We start from the raw sequence: 18,378 nt of genomic DNA, 5'->3' as shown, positions 1-18,378 counted from the left end.
GTTTCACCGACAAGAAAGGAGTTTTATTCATGGAGCTGTTCGACACACATACCCATCTGGATGCGCATCAATTCGACGAAGACCGGGAGCAGGTCATAGATCATGCCGTACAAGCCGGCGTAACCCGGATGATCAACGTTGGCTTTAACCGGGAGACGATTCCATCGACGATGAAGCTGGCGGAGACGTATGATTTTATGTACGCGGCAATTGGTTGGCATCCGCAGGACGCCGTTATTATGCAGGAAGGCGATCTGGAGTGGATTGCATCCTTATGCAGTCACCCCAAGGTGGTGGCGATCGGTGAAATTGGTCTGGATTACTATTGGGATACCTCTCCGAAGGACGTGCAGCACCGGGTCCTCCGTCAGCAGATTGGCCTGGCCCGAGAGCTTAGCATGCCGATTGTTATACATAACCGGGACGCCCACGAGGATATTGTGAAAATTTTACGGGAAGAGAAGGCTAGCGAGGTCGGCGGGGTCATGCACTCGTTTTCGGGGAGCTGGGAAACCGCAAAGCTGTGCCTGAATATGGGCTTTCATCTCTCGTTTGGCGGACCGATTACGTTCAAGAATGCCAGAGTCCCCAAAGAAGTGCTGGCCCAGGTTCCGATGGACAGGCTGCTCATCGAAACCGACTCCCCTTATCTCACCCCGCATCCCTTCCGCGGGAAAAGAAACGAGTCGGCAAATGTCCGCCTGGTGGCTGAAGCGGCAGCCCAGATTAAAGGGGTTGACCTGGAGGAAATTGCTCAGATTACCACCCGAAATGGGCTGGAACGATTTGGAATTATGTGAAATCGGGAGGAAAACAGCCAAAATAATGAGCATGAGCGAATGATTAAAGATTTTTAATAAACAAAACGCCGAATATTACATTTTTTTAACCACTTTTTCAAATAAACGTGGTTGATTACCGCTTTACAACATGCATCAAAACAGGATATCATCTTTTCAGTGAATCATTGAGCTGTCGTTAAGGTCTTACCTTCGCAGCTTTCATGAACCAGTCTCGCTGAGTCTCCCGCATGGGAGAACGGGGGAACCATTACAGGAGCGGGTCATTACGGACCGGAAGCGGTCCCAAGCTCGCAAGCGTAATTGATTTCTTTCTTGGGTCTCTGGGGTGAATTGAACGTCTTTACGCCATGAGCGTAAGGTCGCGAATAGGGCGGCTCTCTTTCGCCCGAACCCGACAGCTAACCCCGTAAGCGTATAAAGAGAGGTACCCTCGTGCATGACAATTCCGATATTCAGACATCCGGAAGCCACGAAAGAGTTCCTCGTAAGCTCTTTTCTATCGGCTTCTTTTGTTTTGAATAAAGGAGGGGCAGTCAACATACTGTTGTATAACAGGAGGTGACAAATCATGATGGGGAGATTGGTTCATGGTGCAAGAACGCATGCTTTCTGCGGGTTCTTGTAAAAAATTGAGTATAGTCGCGTCAAACACAATCATGCATAACTCTAGACGGCGAGGCTATGAAGGAGGATCGAGAAAGTGGGCGTTTTCCAACCAGAGAAGACCCATGATTCAAAAATCTCCAGCATGTCTTACGCATTGCGATGGAAGCATGAGAATTTGCGCCAGATCTCCACTGCAGCTATCGTTTCAATCGCGGTTACCTTGATGATCTTGCTGCTCGTGTACAGTCAATCGCGAAAACAAGTTTATTTGGTAGTAGACGGTCAAATGAAATCTATACAGACCAATACATCGTTACTTCAAGAAATGCTGGATGAGCAGGAAATCAGTCTGAAACCCCAGGACCAAATATCGATGCCGCTGAGCGGGGCCATATCCGACGGCGACAAGGTCGTGATCGACCGCGCGAGTCCTGTCAAGGTGACAGCTGATGGTGCAACGAAGCATTTGTATACAACGGCCAAAACGGTCGGCGACGTGCTGAAAGAAACCGGCGTCAAAGTCAAGGAATCCGACATTGTCTCTCCGGCTATTGAAACGTCGGTCTCCGCTAATACGGACATCCGAATTGTTCGGACGAACAAACAAGTAGTACAACGCCATGAGTCCCTCCCCTTCCGGGTGGTTAAAACCTCGGACCCCAGCATTTACAAAGGCGAGTCGCGGGTGATTCAGCAGGGATCCCCAGGCGTCATGGTGCAGTACATTGAGAAGCAGTACAAAGACGGCAAGCTGGTGTCCATGAAGATGGTGGGCAAAGAAGTGCAAACGGTGACCAAGGATAGGGTCATTGCCGTCGGCACGAAGAAGAAACCCGTTCCCGTGGTAACCGAAGTCAAAACTGCCGTTGCCAATCATTCTTCCACCCCCGCTAAGGTGAAGAAGGTCAGCAGCAGCAGTAACAACCGGGTAAGCAAGGCCGGCGTTGACTTTTCCTACAAGAAGCTGCTCAAAGTCTCCATGACCGCATATTCTTCTGGCGAGTCCGGAGTCGGCACACGCACCGCCACAGGAACACGCGTCACGGAAGGCCGCACGATTGCGGTTGATCCAAGCGTCATTCCATTGGGATGGTGGGTTTACATCGAAGGCGTTGGCTTCCGCCGTGCGGAAGACACGGGCGGAGCTATTAAGGGAAATATAATCGATATCTATTACGATTCTGTGCAGCAGGCACGCAACTTTGGCCGCAAATCAGGCCTTAAAGTGTACGTGATCGGTCCGGTCAAACCGGAGCTGAACTAATTTCGTTTTACTTTGCCATTCTAATGTTATAGTATTATGATCATGAAAATGTCATGCTAAAGAAGAGGAGCTTTCCTCTTCTTTTTGTTGTTAATTTATAGCTGTTTGTCTAATCTGGGGCCTCCTCAGCTTACCTGAACAGGCCCCACATTTATACCCAATATGTATTGCATGGATACTTGGCTGTCTGGCTGCATTGACGGGTATAATGTATTCGAAAGGAAGACAGGGAATCATGATTAAAGAAGTCATTGTGGTGGAGGGCCGGGATGATACCGTGGCCGTGAAGCGGGCAGTGGATGCCGATACGATCGAGACGGGCGGCTCTGCCATCAATGCACGCATATTGCAGCGGATCGCGCTGGCTCAGGAGCGGCGTGGGGTCATTGTGCTGACAGACCCGGACCACGCCGGCGAAAGAATCCGCAAAATCATTTCGGCCAAGGTGCCCGGCTGCAAGCATGCATTTATCCCGGAAGCTGATGCGACCCGCAAAGGTGATATCGGCGTGGAGAACGCCACGCCTGAGGCGATCCGCAGAGCTCTGGAGCGGGTTCATACCTCTTATGAGGGGGCGGAGAGCCAGATCGACATGGAGGATCTGATGGAGGCGGGGCTGCTGGTGCACCCGGATGCTGCCGCCCGTCGGATGGCGATGGGCAACCTGCTTGGTATCGGTTACTGCAACGGCAAACAATTTTATAAGCGACTCGCTATATTTCAAATATCCCGCGAGGAATTTGCGGATGCGCTTGCCCGTATCGAAGATGAAGGAGGAGGGCGGACAACGTGAACGGCATGGAGGACATCGCCACACCGAGGCGAACCAAAGAAATTATCCAGCGCCACGGCTTTTCATTCAAAAAGAGCCTGGGGCAAAATTTTTTGATCGACCAAAATATTTTAAATAAAATCGTGGACGCGGCCGGGCTCGATTCCACCAAGGGAGCGCTCGAGATCGGCCCAGGCATCGGCGCCCTGACCGAGAAGCTGGCCCAGCAGGCGGGGGCCGTAACGGCGGTCGAGATCGACCAGAGGCTGATTCCGATCCTTGAGGAGGTTCTCGCCCCTTATCCCGGCGTAAAGGTTCACCATGGAGACGTGCTGAAGACGGATCTCGCCGATCTGTTTAGGAACAATTTTGCCCAAGTGTCTAAAGTCAGCGTCGTGGCTAACTTGCCTTACTATGTGACGACGCCGATCCTGATGAAGCTGCTCGAGGAGCGGCTGCCGCTCGAGAACATCGTCGTGATGATTCAGAAGGAAGTAGCGGACCGGATGGCCGCCCGGCCCGGTACGAAGGAATACGGCAGCCTGAGCATCGCCGTACAGTATTACAGCGTACCGGAGCTGGTGTGCATCGTGCCGAAGACGGTATTTATTCCGCAGCCGAACGTGGAATCGGCGGTGATCCGTCTGTCGGTAAGGGAACAGCCGCCGGTTGCGGTGGACGATGAGCAGCATTTCTTCGAAGTGGTACAAGCTTCGTTCGCCCAGCGGCGAAAGACGATCTCGAACAATTTGAAGAGCCGCTTCTTCCCCAAAGAAGGACGGGAGCGCCTAGATCAGCTGCTGCAGGAGGCGGGAATTGACCCGTCCCGCCGCGGCGAGACGCTTAGTATTGAGGAATATGCCGTGCTCAGCAATCTGCTGCGGAAGAAAGGCATCGGCTTAAATTAAACAAAAGATGAACCAATAGGGGGATTCGCCCATACCATGGGGTAGGGGTGATGTTCATGAATATTGGAGACCTGGTCGTGCGCAGATCCTACGGCGGCGATATCGCGTTTCGCGTAGAGGATTTGCGCAGGGATGAAGCGGTGATTAAGGGAACGGAGTTCAGACTTCTGGCGGATTCTCCGCTTGATGATTTGGTAAGGGTTCCCTATGCACCGGTAAGCGAAAAAACCGAGAAAGCAAATATTAGAGCAAACGAGTCGCTCAGTATGCTGAAACGTCACCGCCAGGAGCAGACCCAGCGGAATCAGGCCACCTTGGGCGGAAGCGGGGAATGGGGAACAGCTGAGCCGGCTTATTTCGAAGTCCCCGGGAAGGTGCTTCATCTGGATGGAGATCCAAACTATTTAAAAAAAAGCCTGAATCTGTATGAGCAGCTTCGGGTTCCCGCCGAAGGCCAATATGTGAATGAGGCGGGAATGGCGGACGCCTTGTACCGGCTGTTGCCTCGAATCCGTCCGGATATTGTGGTGATCACCGGTCATGACGGTGTGCTGAAGCATCGCCAGAACCAGGATCTGTACAGCTTGAACAGCTATAAAAACTCGCAAAATTTCGTCAGGGCGATTCAGGTGGCACGCCAGTTCGAGCGCCATTACGATCAGCTGACGATTATCGCCGGGGCATGCCAGTCGCACTTTGAGGCGCTGCTGCAGGCCGGAGCCAATTTTGCCAGTTCCCCGGGGCGCATATTAATTCATGCCCTGGATCCGGTCTACGTTGCCGCCAAAGCGTCTTTTACATCGGTGAGAGACACGATCAACATGACGGATGTGCTTCACAATACGATCAGTGGTACGCAGGGCGTCGGGGGAATAGAGACCCGCGGGAGTTACCGGATCGGTCTGCCCCGGCTGAACGATTTAACCAAGCTTAAAGTGACACCGTCGGCCATTTAGCCTGTGGTATGGCTCTTGATTTGACAGCATAACGATGAATGCAGGAACCGTAATCTGCCGGCGGATTACGGTTTTTTGTCGTTTTCCGGTTGTAAGCAGAATTGAACTAAAGTTCCGTAAAAAAATTCGTTGACAACATAAAATTGTTGCTGATATAATTATTGTTTTAATTTGACAAAACTCTCTTTTCGAGTTATAATGGACAAGGAAAGAGGTGGTCGTCGACAATGGCTAAAAATACGCTGTTGGAAATCAAACGCAATCTCGAAGCTCATGTGGGTCAGAAGATCTCGCTTCGGGCTAACGGTGGTCGTCGCAAGACCGTCGAGCGTACTGGTGTTTTGGAAGAAACGTACCCATCTGTTTTTATTGTGAAACTGGATCAAGAACATCAAACCTTTAAACGTGTTTCATACAGCTATGCCGATATTCTTACTGAATCCGTGGAGGTTATTATCTGCGATGATAATACCGGCACCCGGATCGAGTTGGAGAAAGCGTAACTTTATTGACAAAACAGCCTTCCTTATGGAGGGCTGTTTTTTGTTGGCAGGGGGATATGGAATGAGGAACGTCCGGGAGCGGGATAATACTAAAGGCAAGCAGCCTAATTCCGATGGAACCAAAGGAGGATGTTCATGAGCCGCAGACGTCGCAGTGTCATGTCGGATGAGCTGAAGAATGAGCTGGCTAAGGATTTGGGTTTTTATGAAACCGTCCAGCAGGAAGGCTGGGGAGGTATTAAGGCCAAAGATGCGGGCAACATGGTAAAAAGAGCGATCCAGCTTGCCGAACAGGCCGCCGCACGCAAATCCTGATCTCACCAGCAGTGCCAGCGGAGGCCTCCCAAGTGGAGGTTCTCCGTTTTTGAGTTAAGGGGCTTCGTCCGCTCTGTCTTTTCTCTCTAAACGGAAAATGACTTGACTGGTTCAGTTTGATATAATGATTTGAAGTTGCAGATTTCGCATTGAACCGTAAAAAGCCAAAGCAGTATGAGTTCATTCCGGATAACTGGATTGAACCCAAGGAGAGGATATCGCTTGAATTCGTTCCAGAACACTGGAAGGAACCCAAGAAGAACTCGCTTGGATTCATTCCAGATCGCCGGACTGAACGAAGGAGAAAAGATGGCTTGTGTTCATTTCGGATAGAGGGAATCTTGAGAGTGGGTGAAAGCCTTGAAAATTTACGAAAAAGCTCCGGCCAAAATCAATTTGATGCTGGATGTATTACATAAACGGCCAGACGGCTATCATGAGGTTGAAATGGTCATGACTATGGTCGACCTGGCGGATCGGCTGGAGATGTCGGCTTTGCCCCGGGATACGATTATTATTTCGAGCCAGGCGGGATACATACCGCTGGATGAGAAGAATTTGGCCTTTCAGGCCGCACGACTGATTAAGGACCGTTATGACGTCAAGAGCGGGGTGCATATCCATCTGGATAAAAAGATCCCCGTAGCAGCGGGTCTGGCCGGAGGAAGCAGCGACGCCGCCGCTACCCTTCGCGGCCTGAACCGACTGTGGAATTTGAACATTCCGGTCGGGGAGCTGCAAAAGCTAAGTGCTGAGCTCGGGTCGGACGTTCCGTTCTGTGTGACCGGGGGCACTGCGCTGGCTACCGGGCGGGGAGAGAAGCTGACGCCCGTAGCGAACCCACTCCAGTGCTGGGTGATTTTGGCCAAACCGCCGATTAACGTGTCGACCGCGGAGGTTTACGGCAAATTCAGGGCGGCGCAGATCAAGGAGCATCCGTCGGCCAAAGGAATGATCAGCGCGATTGAAACAGGTGACTTCCACGGCGTATGCAGCCGCTTGGGGAACGTGTTGGAGGATGTGACGCTGAGGCTGCATCCCGAAGTACAGCAGTTGAAGGAAGGGATGCTGCGGCTCGGCGCGGACGGGGCCTTGATGTCGGGCAGCGGTCCGACCGTATTCGGACTGGTGTATAAGGAGTCGAAGGTGGCGCGGATCTATAACGGGCTGCGGGGCTTTTGCAAAGAAGTGTATGCGGTGCGCCTATTGACCTAACTTCGTCAATCAGGTTGTACATATCCGTACAAAAATGATATATTCTTACTATAATATTCGGATTTTCTGGGTGATTTTGTTTTGAATTCCGATGAATACAGCGATAGCGAGGAGTATTTCGTGAAAAAATTAAAGCGAAGCGCGCGTTTGGTGGAAATGACGCAGTATCTTCTGGCCAGACCGCATACATTGATCCCGCTCACCACATTTGCCGATAGATACGGAGCCGCCAAATCCTCGATCAGCGAAGATTTGGTCATTATCAAGGAAGTGTTTGAGGAAGAGGGCATCGGGGACCTGCTGACGCTAGCAGGGGCCGCCGGAGGCGTGAAATATATTCCGAAAATTCCGAAGGAGCAGGCGCTGGTGTTTGCGAACGATCTTTGTTCCCAGCTTCAGCAGAAAGACCGGATCCTGCCCGGAGGATATTTGTACATGTCCGACCTGTTGGGTCAGCCTTCCCTGATGAACGAAGCGGGGAAAATTATTGCCACTGCATTCTCCGGCAAAGAAATCGACGTGGTCATGACCGTGGAGACCAAGGGGATCCCGCTGGCTTATGCCACCGGGGCCCAGCTGAACCTGCCGGTCGTTCTCGTGCGCCGGGACCATCAGGTGACAGAAGGATCTGCCGTAAGCATCAATTACGTGTCGGGCTCGCATAAGAGTATCCACACGATGTCCCTGTCGCGGCGGGCGCTGAAGGAAAAATCGCGCGTCTTGATCGTGGACGATTTCATGAAAGCGGGCGGTACCATTCAAGGCATGGTGGATCTGCTGGCTGAATTTGATGCAGAAGTCGCAGGCGTAGGCGTATTGGTCGAGTCGGGAGCGGTGGAATCGGAGGAGCGGCTCCTGCACGATTACGTGTCATTAGCAACACTGACGGCAGTCGATCCGAAGACGAAGGAAATATTTGTGAGCCCGGGGAATTATTTCGATCCATCCTAGTGTCGAGGAAGCCTGCGGATTTTGTCGATAAAAATATTTTATCGGCGAATAGTTCCGAAGTCTGTCGACACTCACAATCATATAAAAAAATTCCTGATTTTAGGACATTTTGTTAACTTAAAAAAGAGGATTTCGCGGATGCTGTGTGGAATTATACACCAAGTCTCTGATGGAAAAAGGTGGTGAACACACACATGCAAATTACGGATGTCAGACTCCGCCGCGTTAACTCCGAGGGGAGAATGAAAGCAATCGCATCCATTACCATTGATAACGAATTTGTTGTTCATGACATTCGGGTCATCGATGGAAACAATGGAATGTTCGTTGCTATGCCGAGCAAACGCACTCCGGATGGAGAATTCCGCGACATTGCCCACCCAATCTCTTCCGGCACCCGGGAGAAGATTCAAACGGCCGTCTTGGCGGAATATGAACGCGCTGCCAGTGAAGAAGAAGTAATCGAGGAAGGCGCTTAAGTTTACAATTGGGGTTCAAGGAAAGGAGAGCCAGGACTATGGCTCTCTTTTCTTTTTGCTTATAATACGATATATTCAGTATTGAGCGAGTACTAGAGTAGGAGGTCAAGATCCTTGAAAAGAATGGCGATTGTTCTTGCTGCAGGGCAGGGAAAACGAATGAAATCCAAACTATACAAAGTGCTACATCCCGTCTGTGGCAAACCGATGGTTGGTCACGTGGTGGATACTGTCAAACAGGTGAACTGCGAACGCAGCATTGTCATAGTTGGCCACGGGGCAGAGGCTGTCCAATCTTATCTGGGTGAGGCCGCTGAATATGTGCTGCAAGAGCAGCAGCTAGGTACAGGCCATGCCGTGAAGCAAGCCAAAGCTTTACTTGGCACAGAAGAAGGCTCAACCATTGTCATCTGCGGCGATACTCCGCTGGTCACAGCCGAGACACTGCAGGGGCTGACTCAGCTGCATGAAAGCAACAATGCTGCCGCCACTGTACTGGGTGCCTATATGGACCAGCCTCAGGGTTACGGACGCGTAATCCGCAGCGAGGACGGAAGCGTACAACGTATCGTTGAACAGAAGGACTGCACACCGGAAGAGGATGCGGTTCGTGAAATCAATACAGGCACTTATGTTTTTGATAATGCGAAATTGTTTGCCGCTTTGGAGAAAGTTACGAACAACAACGTCCAACAGGAGTATTATTTAACGGACGTGATCGGGATTCTTGTAGGCGAGGGAGAAACCGTTCTTGGCTATGTGACCGACGACTACGCTGAGTCGATCGGCGTTAATGATCGCCGTGCACTTTCAGAGGCTGAAGGGTTAATGCGGGAACGCATTAATATCCGTCATATGCTGAACGGAGTCACGATCATCGATCCCGCCTCGACGTATATCGGTGCTGACGTGACCATTGGGGCCGACTCCGTGATTTATCCCGGTACGGTACTAAAAGGAAAAACCGTCATCGGTGAGGACTGCGTGATCGGTCCGCAAAGCGATATCAGCGATTCCGTTATCGGCGACGGCGTAACCGTCAAACATTCGGTGCTGGATCAGGCCGAGGTAGGTTCAAGAACATCAGTAGGCCCGTATGCATACTTGCGTCCGAAATCCAAGCTTGGGGAAGACGTGAAGATCGGCGATTTTGTGGAAGTGAAAAATGCAACGATCGATAACGGCTCCAAGGTTTCGCATCTAAGCTATGTCGGCGACGCGACGGTAGGCAAAAACGTCAATGTCGGCTGCGGTGCGATAACGGTCAACTACGATGGGTATAATAAGTTTATGACTGAAATTGAAGATGATGCTTTTATCGGCAGCAACGTGAACCTGGTGGCTCCGGTGAAGGTCGGCAAAGGAGCATACGTGGTCGCAGGCTCGACGATTACCCAATCGGTTCCGGAGAATGACCTGGCCATCGCCAGAAAACGCCAGGAAAATAAGCCTGGATATGCCGAGAAGATCCGCTCCAAGGCTAAAGCCAAGAAGGAAAGTAAGCAGCAGGTATAAACGTAAAGTGCCCCCGTCTTATCGGGGAGTATGAGATACATGGTTTCAAGCGGCATGGAGGCAGGCCAGAATTTCAATGAACCAGCACGGAGGGTTTTAATTCTATGACTTATTGTGATTCGAAGTTAAAAATATTTACATGCAATTCCAATCCGAAGCTCGCACAGCAAATTGCGGATTATATCGGCATCCCTATGGGGGATTCGCATACGACCAGCTTCAGCGATGGTGAGATTCAGGTAAAATTATCGGAGAGCGTCCGCGGCTGCCACGTTTATGTCGTGCAATCGACGTGCGGTCCGGTAAATGACAATCTCATGGAACTGCTGATCATGGTCGATGCGCTGAAGCGTGCTTCTGCGAAGAGCATTAACGTCGTAATCCCTTACTATGGGTATGCGCGTCAAGACCGTAAGGCCCGTTCCCGTGACCCGATTACCGCCAAGCTGGTTGCGAATCTGATTGAGAAGGCGGGTGCCCACCGTGTCATCACGATGGACCTGCATGCGATGCAGATTCAAGGCTTCTTCGACATTCCGGTTGATCATCTGCTTGGGGTGCCGATTCTGGCCCAGTATTTCCGTTCCAAGCAAATTGAGAATCCGGTTGTTGTGTCTCCTGACCACGGTGGTGTGGTTCGTGCCAGAAAACTGGCTGATTTCCTGAATGCCCCGCTGGCTATCATTGATAAACGCCGTCCGGAACCGAACGTTAGTGAAGTCATGAACATCATCGGCCATATCGAAGGCAAGACGGCCATTTTGATCGATGACATTATCGACACGGCCGGCACGATCGTACTCGGAGCCAATGCCCTGATGGAAGGCGGCGTCAAGGAAGTGTATGCCTGCTGTACGCACCCTGTCTTCTCGGGCCCGGCGATGGAACGCCTGGAGAATTCCCCGCTTAGCGAGGTCATCGTAACGGACACGATTCCGATTATGCACCCGGAGCCGAGCAATAAGATCAAGGTGCTGTCGGTAGCTCCGCTGATGGGTGAAGCGATTATCCGCGTTCATGAGGAATTGTCCATCAGCAAGCTGTTCGAAATCGAATAAGGCAAGGCAGGTATATGCAAAGAGAGGGTTATGTTTCCTGGCTCCAGGAAATATAACCCTTCTCGCGCATGATTTTTAATATCCGGGAGTCGACACAAACGTGTACAAATTCCGGTTGTACAGCGTACCTTGAATTTCAACGAAGTGTTTGGTAAATGAGGTAATCGTTCCAATATCCACATGTACGCCCTGGCGGAGAACCTGAACGGGGATTCCGTGGATTTGGTGCTGCTGAAAGTGCCGGTGCAGCGTAAGCAATTGGCCGAATTCGGTCATGAACCGTTCCACCTTCTTATGGTGATCATGGATGCAGAAGCAAGAAGCGAGAAACAACATCCTAAACTCTATTGTAACAAAATTTGGTGCTAATGCTACCTTGCGAAAATGGCGTAGCAGCAGCGGTCGGTTTGGAGGATCGAATAAAGCAATGAAATGGATTGTAGGACTCGGGAATCCGGGATCCAATTATGAAAAGACGCGTCACAACGTCGGTTTTATGATGCTGGATGCGCTGGCTGATCGGCACGGTATCAAGTTTGGGCCGAGCAAGTGCAAGGCGCTGATCGGCGAGGGCTTTATCGGATCGGATAAAGTCGTTCTCATCAAGCCAATGACTTACATGAACCTGTCCGGAGAATCGGTACGCGCTTATATGGACTATTACAAGGCCAAACTCGAGGACATGATCGTTGTTTATGATGACCTGGATACGGAAATCGGCAAAATCCGCCTGCGGTATCAGGGCAGCGCCGGGGGCCACAACGGTATCAAATCGATCATTCAGCATACGGGAATACAGGTGTTTGACCGGATCCGGATGGGCATATCCCGTCCTGAGCCCGGATTCGCGATCGTCGACTATGTGCTTTCGAATTTTCCGAAAAAGGAGAATGAGCTGCTGAAGCATATGATCGAGCAGGCTTGTGACGCCGCAGAATTCAGTTTGGATCATACCTTTGAACAAACGATGGCCAAATTTAACGGTTGATCTCGGGGGCAGGTGACACGACGAGGCTAAACGGACGTTTTTTCGGGCATACTGAAGTATAAATGACTTTCAGGAGGCATATAGATGGCAATAAATTATATTTGCCGGCACTGCCGCACGCCGCTCGGAAGAATAGATTCGTCCCTGGTTACCGACGCCCAGCTGGGGTTCCATTCCTTGACCCCGGCAGAACGTAGAGATATAATAGCGTATGATTTAAGCGGTGACGTAACGGTCAAAGTGATCTGCGATTACTGTAGAGAGGCGCTGGAGAACAATCCGGAGCTGAGTCTGTTGGTAAACCCGCTTCAATAATGTTGTGCGCGAAACCGCAGAATGCGGACAGATACCGTGAATGGAAGGGCCTTGGCAGTGCTGCTGAGGCTCCTTTTGGGTATTCCTTTTGTCTGGTTTCCCTATAGATAGGGGATGTCTCCGACCGGTAGATATATTTTAATGAAGCACAGCGAAAAATCACCGCAGTCAGGTATTTTATGGTAAAATTCAATCTACCATCCAAAAGATAACAAGTAAGCATAAGAGAGGTGCCCCCTTTGTTACATGCACTTATAGAAGCTTTCTCTAAAGATCCGGATTTAAAGTCGATTACCGCCGGGTTATCGGCCGGGATGAAGGAACAGCTCGTTTCCGGGTTATCGGGGTCCGCACGACAGGTTATGCTGTCGGCACTCTTTGAAGAAATCAAGCGCCCGATGCTCGTCGTCACTCACAACATGTTTTCCGCCCAGAAAATCGCGGAGGATCTACAGGAAGCGCTTTCACCGGACCGTGTGCTGCTATATCCGGCCAATGAGCTGGTGGCGGCGGAGTCCGCAGTATCCAGCCCAGAGACCCTTGCGCAGCGTATTGATGTGCTGATGAAGTGCGCGCAGGGGTTTTCGGGTATTGTGGTGGCACCGTTTTCGGGTGTGCGCCGGTTTTTGCCTGCCCCGGAAGTAATGGCCAAAGCCCAGATTGTGATTCGGGATGGCGGCACGCTGGATGCCCAAGCATTCTTGTCCCAAATGATCGAAATGGGGTACGAACGGGTCGAGCGGGTGGAAGGCAAAGGCGAAATGAGCGTCCGCGGGGGAATTATCGATTTTTACCCGATGACCTCCCTGTTGGCCTTCCGCGTCGAGCTATTTGACGACGAGATCGATTCGATCCGTACGTTTGACCCATCCGATCAGCGGTCGATCGATAAGGTCAAGGAAGTTACGATTACGCCCTGCAAGGAGATCATCGCTGATCATCAAAGGCTGGAGCAGGCGGCCGCAGCCACCGCTCAACTGCTGGAGGAGCAGCTGGGCAAGATGACCGACCGGCAGGCGAAGCTGCGTCTAACGGAAGAAATGAACCGGGAAATGGAGCTGCTGCGCGAGCATGTCTATTTTCCGGAAATCTATAAATATATTTCTCTGCTCTATCCGGAGCGGAAGACGTTGTACGATTACCTGCAGAAGGACACCGTTCTCGTTCTTGACGAGCCGGCACGCCTTCTCGAAACGGCCAAACAGCTGGAGCGCGACGAATCCGAGTGGAACCTGCATCTGCTGCAGAACGGAAAGACGCTGCCTCAACTGCTTTTGTCCGTCGACGGCGACGAGGTGCTGTACCAGCGCCCGTTCCAGACAATATTCATGTCCATTTTCCTGCGCCAGGTTCCGCATACCCAGCCTCAGAACATCCTGAACTTTATCAGCCGGGGCATGCAGGATTTTCATGGGCAGATGAACGTACTGAAGGCGGAAATGGACCGCTGGCATAAGTCCGGGGTTCAGGTGATGATGCTTGCCAGCAGCGACGAACGTCTTGACCGGATGCGGCGTGTGCTGCAGGATTACAACATCGAGGAACCGGTCATGCTGCAGGGCAACCTGCAGACGGGTTTTGAGATGCCATCCATTCATTTGGCGGTCATTACCGAAGGCGAAATGTTCTCCCAGAAGCAGCGGAAGATCCGCAAGCTGGGTAAAAACATTGACAACGCCGAGCGCATCAAGAGCTATACCGAGCTGAAGGTCGGCGATTATGTCGTCCATCAAAACCACGGCATCGGTAAATATATGGGTATCGGCACGCTGGAAATTAACGGCATCCACAAGGACTATATGCATATCCTGTATGCCGGCGGCGACAAGTTGTCCGTGCCGATCGAACAGATTGACCTCATTCAAAAATACGTCGGTTCAGAGGAAAAAGAGCCGAAGATCTATAAACTGGGCGGCAACGAGTGGACACGCGTCAAAAACAAAGTCCGCTCTTCCGTTCAGGATATCGCTGACGATTTGATCAAACTATACGCCGAGCGGCAGTCGACGCCGGGATACGGCTTTGAGAAGGACACGACCGAGCAGCAAGAATTCGAGGAGATGTTCCCATACGACGAGACACGCGATCAGCTGCGGGCGATCGAAGAGATTAAGAAAGACATGGAGCGGAACCGTCCGATGGACCGGCTGCTGTGCGGAGACGTGGGCTACGGCAAGACCGAAGTGGCTATCCGCGCCGCATTCAAGTCCGCTATGGAAGGCAAGCAGGTGGCCGTCCTTGTTCCGACGACGATTCTGGCGCAGCAGCATTATGAGACGTTCCGGGAGCGGTTCTCGGGATATCCGATGAACATTCAGGTGCTGAGCCGGTTCCGTTCGCGGAAAGAGCAGAACGAGACGATCAAGGGACTCCGCCAGGGCACGGTTGACGTCGTGATCGGGACACACCGCTTGTTGTCCCAGGATCTGGTGTTCAAGGATTTGGGCCTCTTGATTGTGGACGAGGAGCAGCGGTTCGGCGTGACGCATAAGGAGAAGCTGAAGCGTCTGAAGACCAATGTCGACGTGCTGACCCTGACAGCGACGCCGATCCCGCGGACGCTGCATATGTCCATGCTGGGAGTCCGGGATCTGTCTGTCATCGAGACGCCACCGGAGAACCGTTTCCCGGTGCAGACGTATGTTGTGGAATACAGCCAGACGCTGGTGCGGGAAGCCATCGAACGGGAGCTGGCCCGCGGCGGTCAGGTGTATTATCTGTACAACCGGGTTCAAGGCATTCATGAAATGGCGGCCCAAATTTCGGCGCTGGTGCCGGAGGCCAAGGTTGGGGTAGGTCACGGACAAATGTCGGAGACGGAGTTGGAGAAGACGATCCTCGACTTTCTGGACGGGGAATACGACGTCCTGGTCAGCACGAGCATTATCGAAACCGGCGTCGATATCCCGAACGTGAATACGCTCATCGTACATGATGCTGACAAAATGGGCTTGTCCCAGCTCTATCAGCTGCGCGGCCGGGTTGGCCGTTCCAACCGGATTGCGTACGCGTATTTTACGTACCAGCGGGATAAGGTGCTAACCGAGGTGGCGGAAAAACGTCTGCAGTCGATTAAGGAATTTACGGAGCTCGGCTCCGGTTTCAAAATCGCGATGCGCGACCTGGCGATCCGCGGGGCAGGAAACCTGCTCGGTGCGGAGCAGCACGGGTTCATTGCCTCCGTTGGCTTCGATTTGTACTCGCAAATGCTTGCCGAGGAAATTCAGAAGCGGAAGGTGTCCGTTCTCGGGGAAAAGGCCGAGCCGGAGAAAACGTGGAATACTGCGCTGGATATCGGCATCGATGCATATTTGCCGTCCGAGTACATTTATGACAGCATTCAAAAGATCGAGATCTATAAAAAAGTGGCGGCAGTTTCTTCGTTCGATGACGGAAGAGAGCTGGAGGATGAACTGCTGGACCGCTTTGGGGAGCTGCCTGAGGCGGTAACGAACCTGCTGACCGTCGCCCGGCTGAAGGTATACGGCAAGATGTACGGCATTGACTCCATCAACCGCCGTGGGGATGATCTGACCCTCAAATTTTACGAGGGGCGGGAAAAGGCGGTTAGCACCGCGAAGCTTGCACAGGTTGGCAATCGCTTCGAGAGACGTGTACAATTTGAGCAGGAAGCTCAAATGACGATCAGAATCAAAGGCAAGGGGCTTGATGACAAGCAGCTGCTCGATCTGCTGGAACAATTCTTGGAAGCGATCCGTGGGCTGTTCAAATCGAAGGAGGAACTTCAGGATGTTGTTCAATAAGAAAAAAGCATGGAGAGGAATTTTGCTGACGTTGGTGTGTGTACTGACCCTTTCCGTGCTGGCAGCCTGTGAGAAAGGCGGCTCCGATGACCAAAAGGATGCCAGCAAAGCCGTGGCAACTTACGAGGGCGGAGAAATTACGGAAAACGAATTTAACACGCAGAAAAAAATCATGACCTTTATGTCTCCTGAATATGCCCAATTTATGGACATGGCGGACTTTCAGGATTATTTGGTAAAGCAGAAAATTGCCTTCAAATATTTGAGCGGCAAGGCTACGGACGATGCTAAGAAGGAAGGCGAGAAAAAGGCCGGCCAGCAGATCGACCAAATGAAGAAGCAGGTGGGCGATGACCAGTTCAAGCAGCTGCTCGATCAACAGAAGCTCAAAGAGGATGAGCTTAAACAGTACTTGGTGCAGGTCATGACCGTCATGGAGGACATGAACGCCAAAGTGACCGAAGATGACATCAAGAAGCAATATGAAAGCAACAAGCAGGATTTCATGGTGGCTACGGTGCATCATATTCTGATCGGCCTGACCGATTCGAATAACAAGGAGCGGACCAAGGAAGAAGCGCTGAAGATCGCCAAGGATGTCAAATCCCAGCTGGACAATGGGGGAGACTTTGCCGAGCTGGCCAAAAAGTACTCGGATGACTCCTCTTCCAAAGACAATGGCGGCGTCTACAAAGACTTTACCGTCGGGCAGTGGAGCGTGCAGGAGTTTAAGGAGCAGGTGCTGACCCTTCCGCTGAACAAGATCAGCACTCCTGTAGAATCCAACCTCGGATACAGCATCATTAAGGTCGACTCCCGCAAGGACACGCCTTATGACAAGCTGACGAACGATCAGAAAGAGATGATCCGGAGCAACCTGGGCGCATCGAAAATCGACCAGTTCATGCAGAGTGACCTGACGAAAATCATTAAAAAAATTGATCTGCCGAAAACGGCGGATACGTCCAAGAGCGGCGCGGGCACGACCGATACGGGAACCACGGGCAGCGGCACGGAAGGCTCAACTTCCGGGACAGGTACGACAGGCAGCAGCAACAGCGGTGGTACTGGAGAGTCCAAGGGCAGTGATACAGGAACGACCACTTTCGAAGAAAAGGGAAACGTATCAGGCGAGGGATCGGGCAAGTAACCAATATTCTTCGTTAATCGTTTGCATATAGGACAGGCGCGGGCCAGGCCCGCGTCTTTTTTTGCGGCATTTGCTGGATAAAATGTGCAGAAGAACCGCAACTAATAGTTCCAACATCATGTATAAGGAATTGGGAATGGATGAATACTATGGGCAGATATCACAACTTATATTCCTGGGACTCACCTCTTCCCATAAGAACAGTAGTTGAAAAATCTTCTCTAGAAAGCGGGGCAACATGTAAATGAAAGCTACTGGAATAGTCCGCCGTATCGATGACCTGGGCAGAGTGGTCATCCCAAAAGAAATCAGACGTACACTGCGTATCCGTGAAGGAGATCCGCTTGAAATTTTTGTAGACCGTGATGGTGAAGTTATTCTGAAGAAGTATTCCCCAATCGGCGAGCTTGGCGATTTCGCCAAGGAATATGCGGAATCGCTGTATGAAGGCACTGGACATACGACCATCATTTCCGACCGTGATACCTTTATTGCCGTTGCGGGCGGCTCCAAAAAGGAATACTTGGAGAAATCGATCGGATCCCTGATCGAAAATTGCATGGACAGCCGCAAGACGCTGCTGGAAACGAACCCGGGCAGCTACGAAATCAGCAAGGATCATCAGGAGAGCCTATCCTCCTTTGTGGCTGCGCCGATCATTTCCGGCGGAGATCCGATTGGTGCGGTGATCCTGCTGAGCAAGGACGAAGCAACCAAGATGTCGCAGCTAGAAATCAAAATGTCCGAAACAGCCGCCGCCTTTCTCGGCAAGCAAATGGAGCAGTAGTCCGGCAGCCCCGGTACGGCTCTTCACCG

The 18,378-nt window shown here is 51.7% G+C and carries 18 protein-coding genes and 1 riboswitch; of the genes, 17 read left to right on the top strand and 1 reads right to left on the bottom strand.

The window, feature by feature from the left end; translation table 11 throughout:
• Positions 1–29: 29 nt before the first annotated feature.
• The 12 genes from CJP46_RS34480 (at position 30) to CJP46_RS34425 (ending at position 11,345) form a co-directional block, all read left to right on the top strand.
• Positions 30–800 (top strand): TatD family hydrolase, encoded by a 771-nt coding sequence (locus CJP46_RS34480; protein WP_094600136.1) that lies wholly within the window; start codon positions 30–32, stop codon positions 798–800.
• A gap of 205 nt (positions 801–1,005) precedes the next feature.
• Positions 1,006–1,232: riboswitch (cyclic di-AMP (ydaO/yuaA leader) on the top strand.
• A 271-nt stretch (positions 1,233–1,503) separates the two neighbouring features.
• Positions 1,504–2,673, top strand: a complete 1,170-nt coding sequence (locus CJP46_RS34475; protein WP_094600135.1) for a resuscitation-promoting factor — start codon at positions 1,504–1,506, stop codon at positions 2,671–2,673.
• 235 nt (positions 2,674–2,908) lie between these two features.
• Positions 2,909–3,466, top strand: a complete 558-nt coding sequence (gene rnmV / locus CJP46_RS34470) for a ribonuclease M5 (protein WP_094600134.1) — start codon at positions 2,909–2,911, stop codon at positions 3,464–3,466.
• On the top strand, positions 3,463–4,353 hold the full coding sequence (rsmA, locus tag CJP46_RS34465) for a 16S rRNA (adenine(1518)-N(6)/adenine(1519)-N(6))-dimethyltransferase RsmA (protein WP_094600133.1): 891 nt from the start codon (positions 3,463–3,465) through the stop codon (positions 4,351–4,353). The genes rnmV and rsmA overlap by 4 nt, the downstream gene beginning before the upstream one ends.
• Before the next feature lie 56 nt (positions 4,354–4,409).
• A complete protein-coding gene (yabG, locus tag CJP46_RS34460) occupies positions 4,410–5,309 on the top strand; it encodes a sporulation peptidase YabG (protein ID WP_094600132.1) in 900 nt (299 codons plus the stop codon).
• 227 nt (positions 5,310–5,536) lie between these two features.
• Positions 5,537–5,812, top strand: coding sequence for a biofilm formation stimulator Veg (veg, locus tag CJP46_RS34455; RefSeq protein ID WP_076176655.1), 276 nt, complete (start codon positions 5,537–5,539; stop codon positions 5,810–5,812).
• 135 nt (positions 5,813–5,947) lie between these two features.
• Positions 5,948–6,127: a small, acid-soluble spore protein, alpha/beta type gene (locus CJP46_RS34450; RefSeq protein ID WP_076176656.1), complete on the top strand. Its 180-nt coding sequence runs from the start codon at positions 5,948–5,950 to the stop codon at positions 6,125–6,127.
• Positions 6,128–6,487: 360 nt separating this feature from the next.
• Positions 6,488–7,342: a 4-(cytidine 5'-diphospho)-2-C-methyl-D-erythritol kinase gene (gene ispE / locus CJP46_RS34445; RefSeq protein ID WP_094600149.1), complete on the top strand. Its 855-nt coding sequence runs from the start codon at positions 6,488–6,490 to the stop codon at positions 7,340–7,342.
• 120 nt (positions 7,343–7,462) lie between these two features.
• Positions 7,463–8,293 carry a pur operon repressor gene (purR, locus tag CJP46_RS34440; protein ID WP_094600148.1) on the top strand — a complete coding sequence of 277 codons (831 nt, stop codon included), beginning with the start codon at positions 7,463–7,465 and terminating at the stop codon, positions 8,291–8,293.
• 194 nt (positions 8,294–8,487) lie between these two features.
• On the top strand, positions 8,488–8,772 hold the full coding sequence (gene spoVG, locus CJP46_RS34435) for a septation regulator SpoVG (RefSeq protein ID WP_076176659.1): 285 nt from the start codon (positions 8,488–8,490) through the stop codon (positions 8,770–8,772).
• 123 nt (positions 8,773–8,895) lie between these two features.
• Positions 8,896–10,287, top strand: a complete 1,392-nt coding sequence (glmU, locus tag CJP46_RS34430; RefSeq protein WP_179281448.1) for a bifunctional UDP-N-acetylglucosamine diphosphorylase/glucosamine-1-phosphate N-acetyltransferase GlmU — start codon at positions 8,896–8,898, stop codon at positions 10,285–10,287.
• Between the two features lie 104 nt (positions 10,288–10,391).
• Entirely contained in the window at positions 10,392–11,345 is a 954-nt protein-coding gene (locus tag CJP46_RS34425; RefSeq protein WP_094600130.1) for a ribose-phosphate diphosphokinase, read from the top strand.
• A 75-nt stretch (positions 11,346–11,420) separates the two neighbouring features.
• Here the strand turns inward: CJP46_RS34425 and CJP46_RS34420 are convergent, their stop codons facing one another.
• Positions 11,421–11,621 (bottom strand): hypothetical protein, encoded by a 201-nt coding sequence (locus tag CJP46_RS34420; protein ID WP_076176662.1) that lies wholly within the window; start codon positions 11,619–11,621, stop codon positions 11,421–11,423.
• A gap of 151 nt (positions 11,622–11,772) precedes the next feature.
• On the opposite strand from CJP46_RS34420, the gene pth reads away from it, so the two are divergent.
• The 5 genes from pth to spoVT all read left to right on the top strand — a co-directional run bounded on the left by pth (position 11,773) and on the right by spoVT (position 18,349).
• The gene (gene pth / locus CJP46_RS34415; RefSeq protein ID WP_094600129.1) at positions 11,773–12,333 is read left to right on the top strand and encodes an aminoacyl-tRNA hydrolase; all 561 of its coding nucleotides are present in this window, start codon (positions 11,773–11,775) and stop codon (positions 12,331–12,333) included.
• A gap of 84 nt (positions 12,334–12,417) precedes the next feature.
• Positions 12,418–12,648 (top strand): anti-sigma-F factor Fin, encoded by a 231-nt coding sequence (gene fin / locus CJP46_RS34410; RefSeq protein WP_094600128.1) that lies wholly within the window; start codon positions 12,418–12,420, stop codon positions 12,646–12,648.
• A 239-nt stretch (positions 12,649–12,887) separates the two neighbouring features.
• Positions 12,888–16,412, top strand: a complete 3,525-nt coding sequence (gene mfd, locus CJP46_RS34405) for a transcription-repair coupling factor (RefSeq protein WP_094600127.1) — start codon at positions 12,888–12,890, stop codon at positions 16,410–16,412.
• Positions 16,399–17,562, top strand: coding sequence for a foldase protein PrsA (locus tag CJP46_RS34400; protein ID WP_094600126.1), 1,164 nt, complete (start codon positions 16,399–16,401; stop codon positions 17,560–17,562). Before mfd ends, CJP46_RS34400 begins: the two co-directional genes overlap by 14 nt.
• Before the next feature lie 244 nt (positions 17,563–17,806).
• Complete coding sequence (gene spoVT / locus CJP46_RS34395) at positions 17,807–18,349, top strand: stage V sporulation protein T (protein WP_094600125.1); 543 nt, start codon at positions 17,807–17,809, stop codon at positions 18,347–18,349.
• Positions 18,350–18,378: the final 29 nt, after the last annotated feature.

The organism is Paenibacillus sp. XY044 (genome assembly GCF_002257645.1).
Lineage (GTDB): Bacteria > Bacillota > Bacilli > Paenibacillales > Paenibacillaceae > Paenibacillus_AQ.
Note: the sequence above shows the minus strand (reverse complement) of the source record. Positions and strands in the feature narration are given on the sequence as shown.

Excerpts from the sequence above, each read along its gene's own strand:
- CJP46_RS34480 (WP_094600136.1), top strand. The coding sequence starts at position 30 with ATGGAGCTGTTCGACACACATACCCATCTGGATGCGCATCAATTCGAC.
- rnmV (WP_094600134.1), top strand. The coding sequence starts at position 2,909 with ATGATTAAAGAAGTCATTGTGGTGGAGGGCCGGGATGATACCGTGGCC.
- yabG (WP_094600132.1), top strand. The coding sequence starts at position 4,410 with ATGAATATTGGAGACCTGGTCGTGCGCAGATCCTACGGCGGCGATATC.
- veg (WP_076176655.1), top strand. The coding sequence starts at position 5,537 with ATGGCTAAAAATACGCTGTTGGAAATCAAACGCAATCTCGAAGCTCAT.
- CJP46_RS34450 (WP_076176656.1), top strand. The coding sequence starts at position 5,948 with ATGAGCCGCAGACGTCGCAGTGTCATGTCGGATGAGCTGAAGAATGAG.
- spoVG (WP_076176659.1), top strand. The coding sequence starts at position 8,488 with ATGCAAATTACGGATGTCAGACTCCGCCGCGTTAACTCCGAGGGGAGA.
- glmU (WP_179281448.1), top strand. The coding sequence starts at position 8,896 with ATGGCGATTGTTCTTGCTGCAGGGCAGGGAAAACGAATGAAATCCAAA.
- CJP46_RS34425 (WP_094600130.1), top strand. The coding sequence starts at position 10,392 with ATGACTTATTGTGATTCGAAGTTAAAAATATTTACATGCAATTCCAAT.
- CJP46_RS34420 (WP_076176662.1), bottom strand. The coding sequence starts at position 11,621 with ATGACCGAATTCGGCCAATTGCTTACGCTGCACCGGCACTTTCAGCAG.
- pth (WP_094600129.1), top strand. The coding sequence starts at position 11,773 with ATGAAATGGATTGTAGGACTCGGGAATCCGGGATCCAATTATGAAAAG.
- fin (WP_094600128.1), top strand. The coding sequence starts at position 12,418 with ATGGCAATAAATTATATTTGCCGGCACTGCCGCACGCCGCTCGGAAGA.
- CJP46_RS34400 (WP_094600126.1), top strand. The coding sequence starts at position 16,399 with ATGTTGTTCAATAAGAAAAAAGCATGGAGAGGAATTTTGCTGACGTTG.
- spoVT (WP_094600125.1), top strand. The coding sequence starts at position 17,807 with ATGAAAGCTACTGGAATAGTCCGCCGTATCGATGACCTGGGCAGAGTG.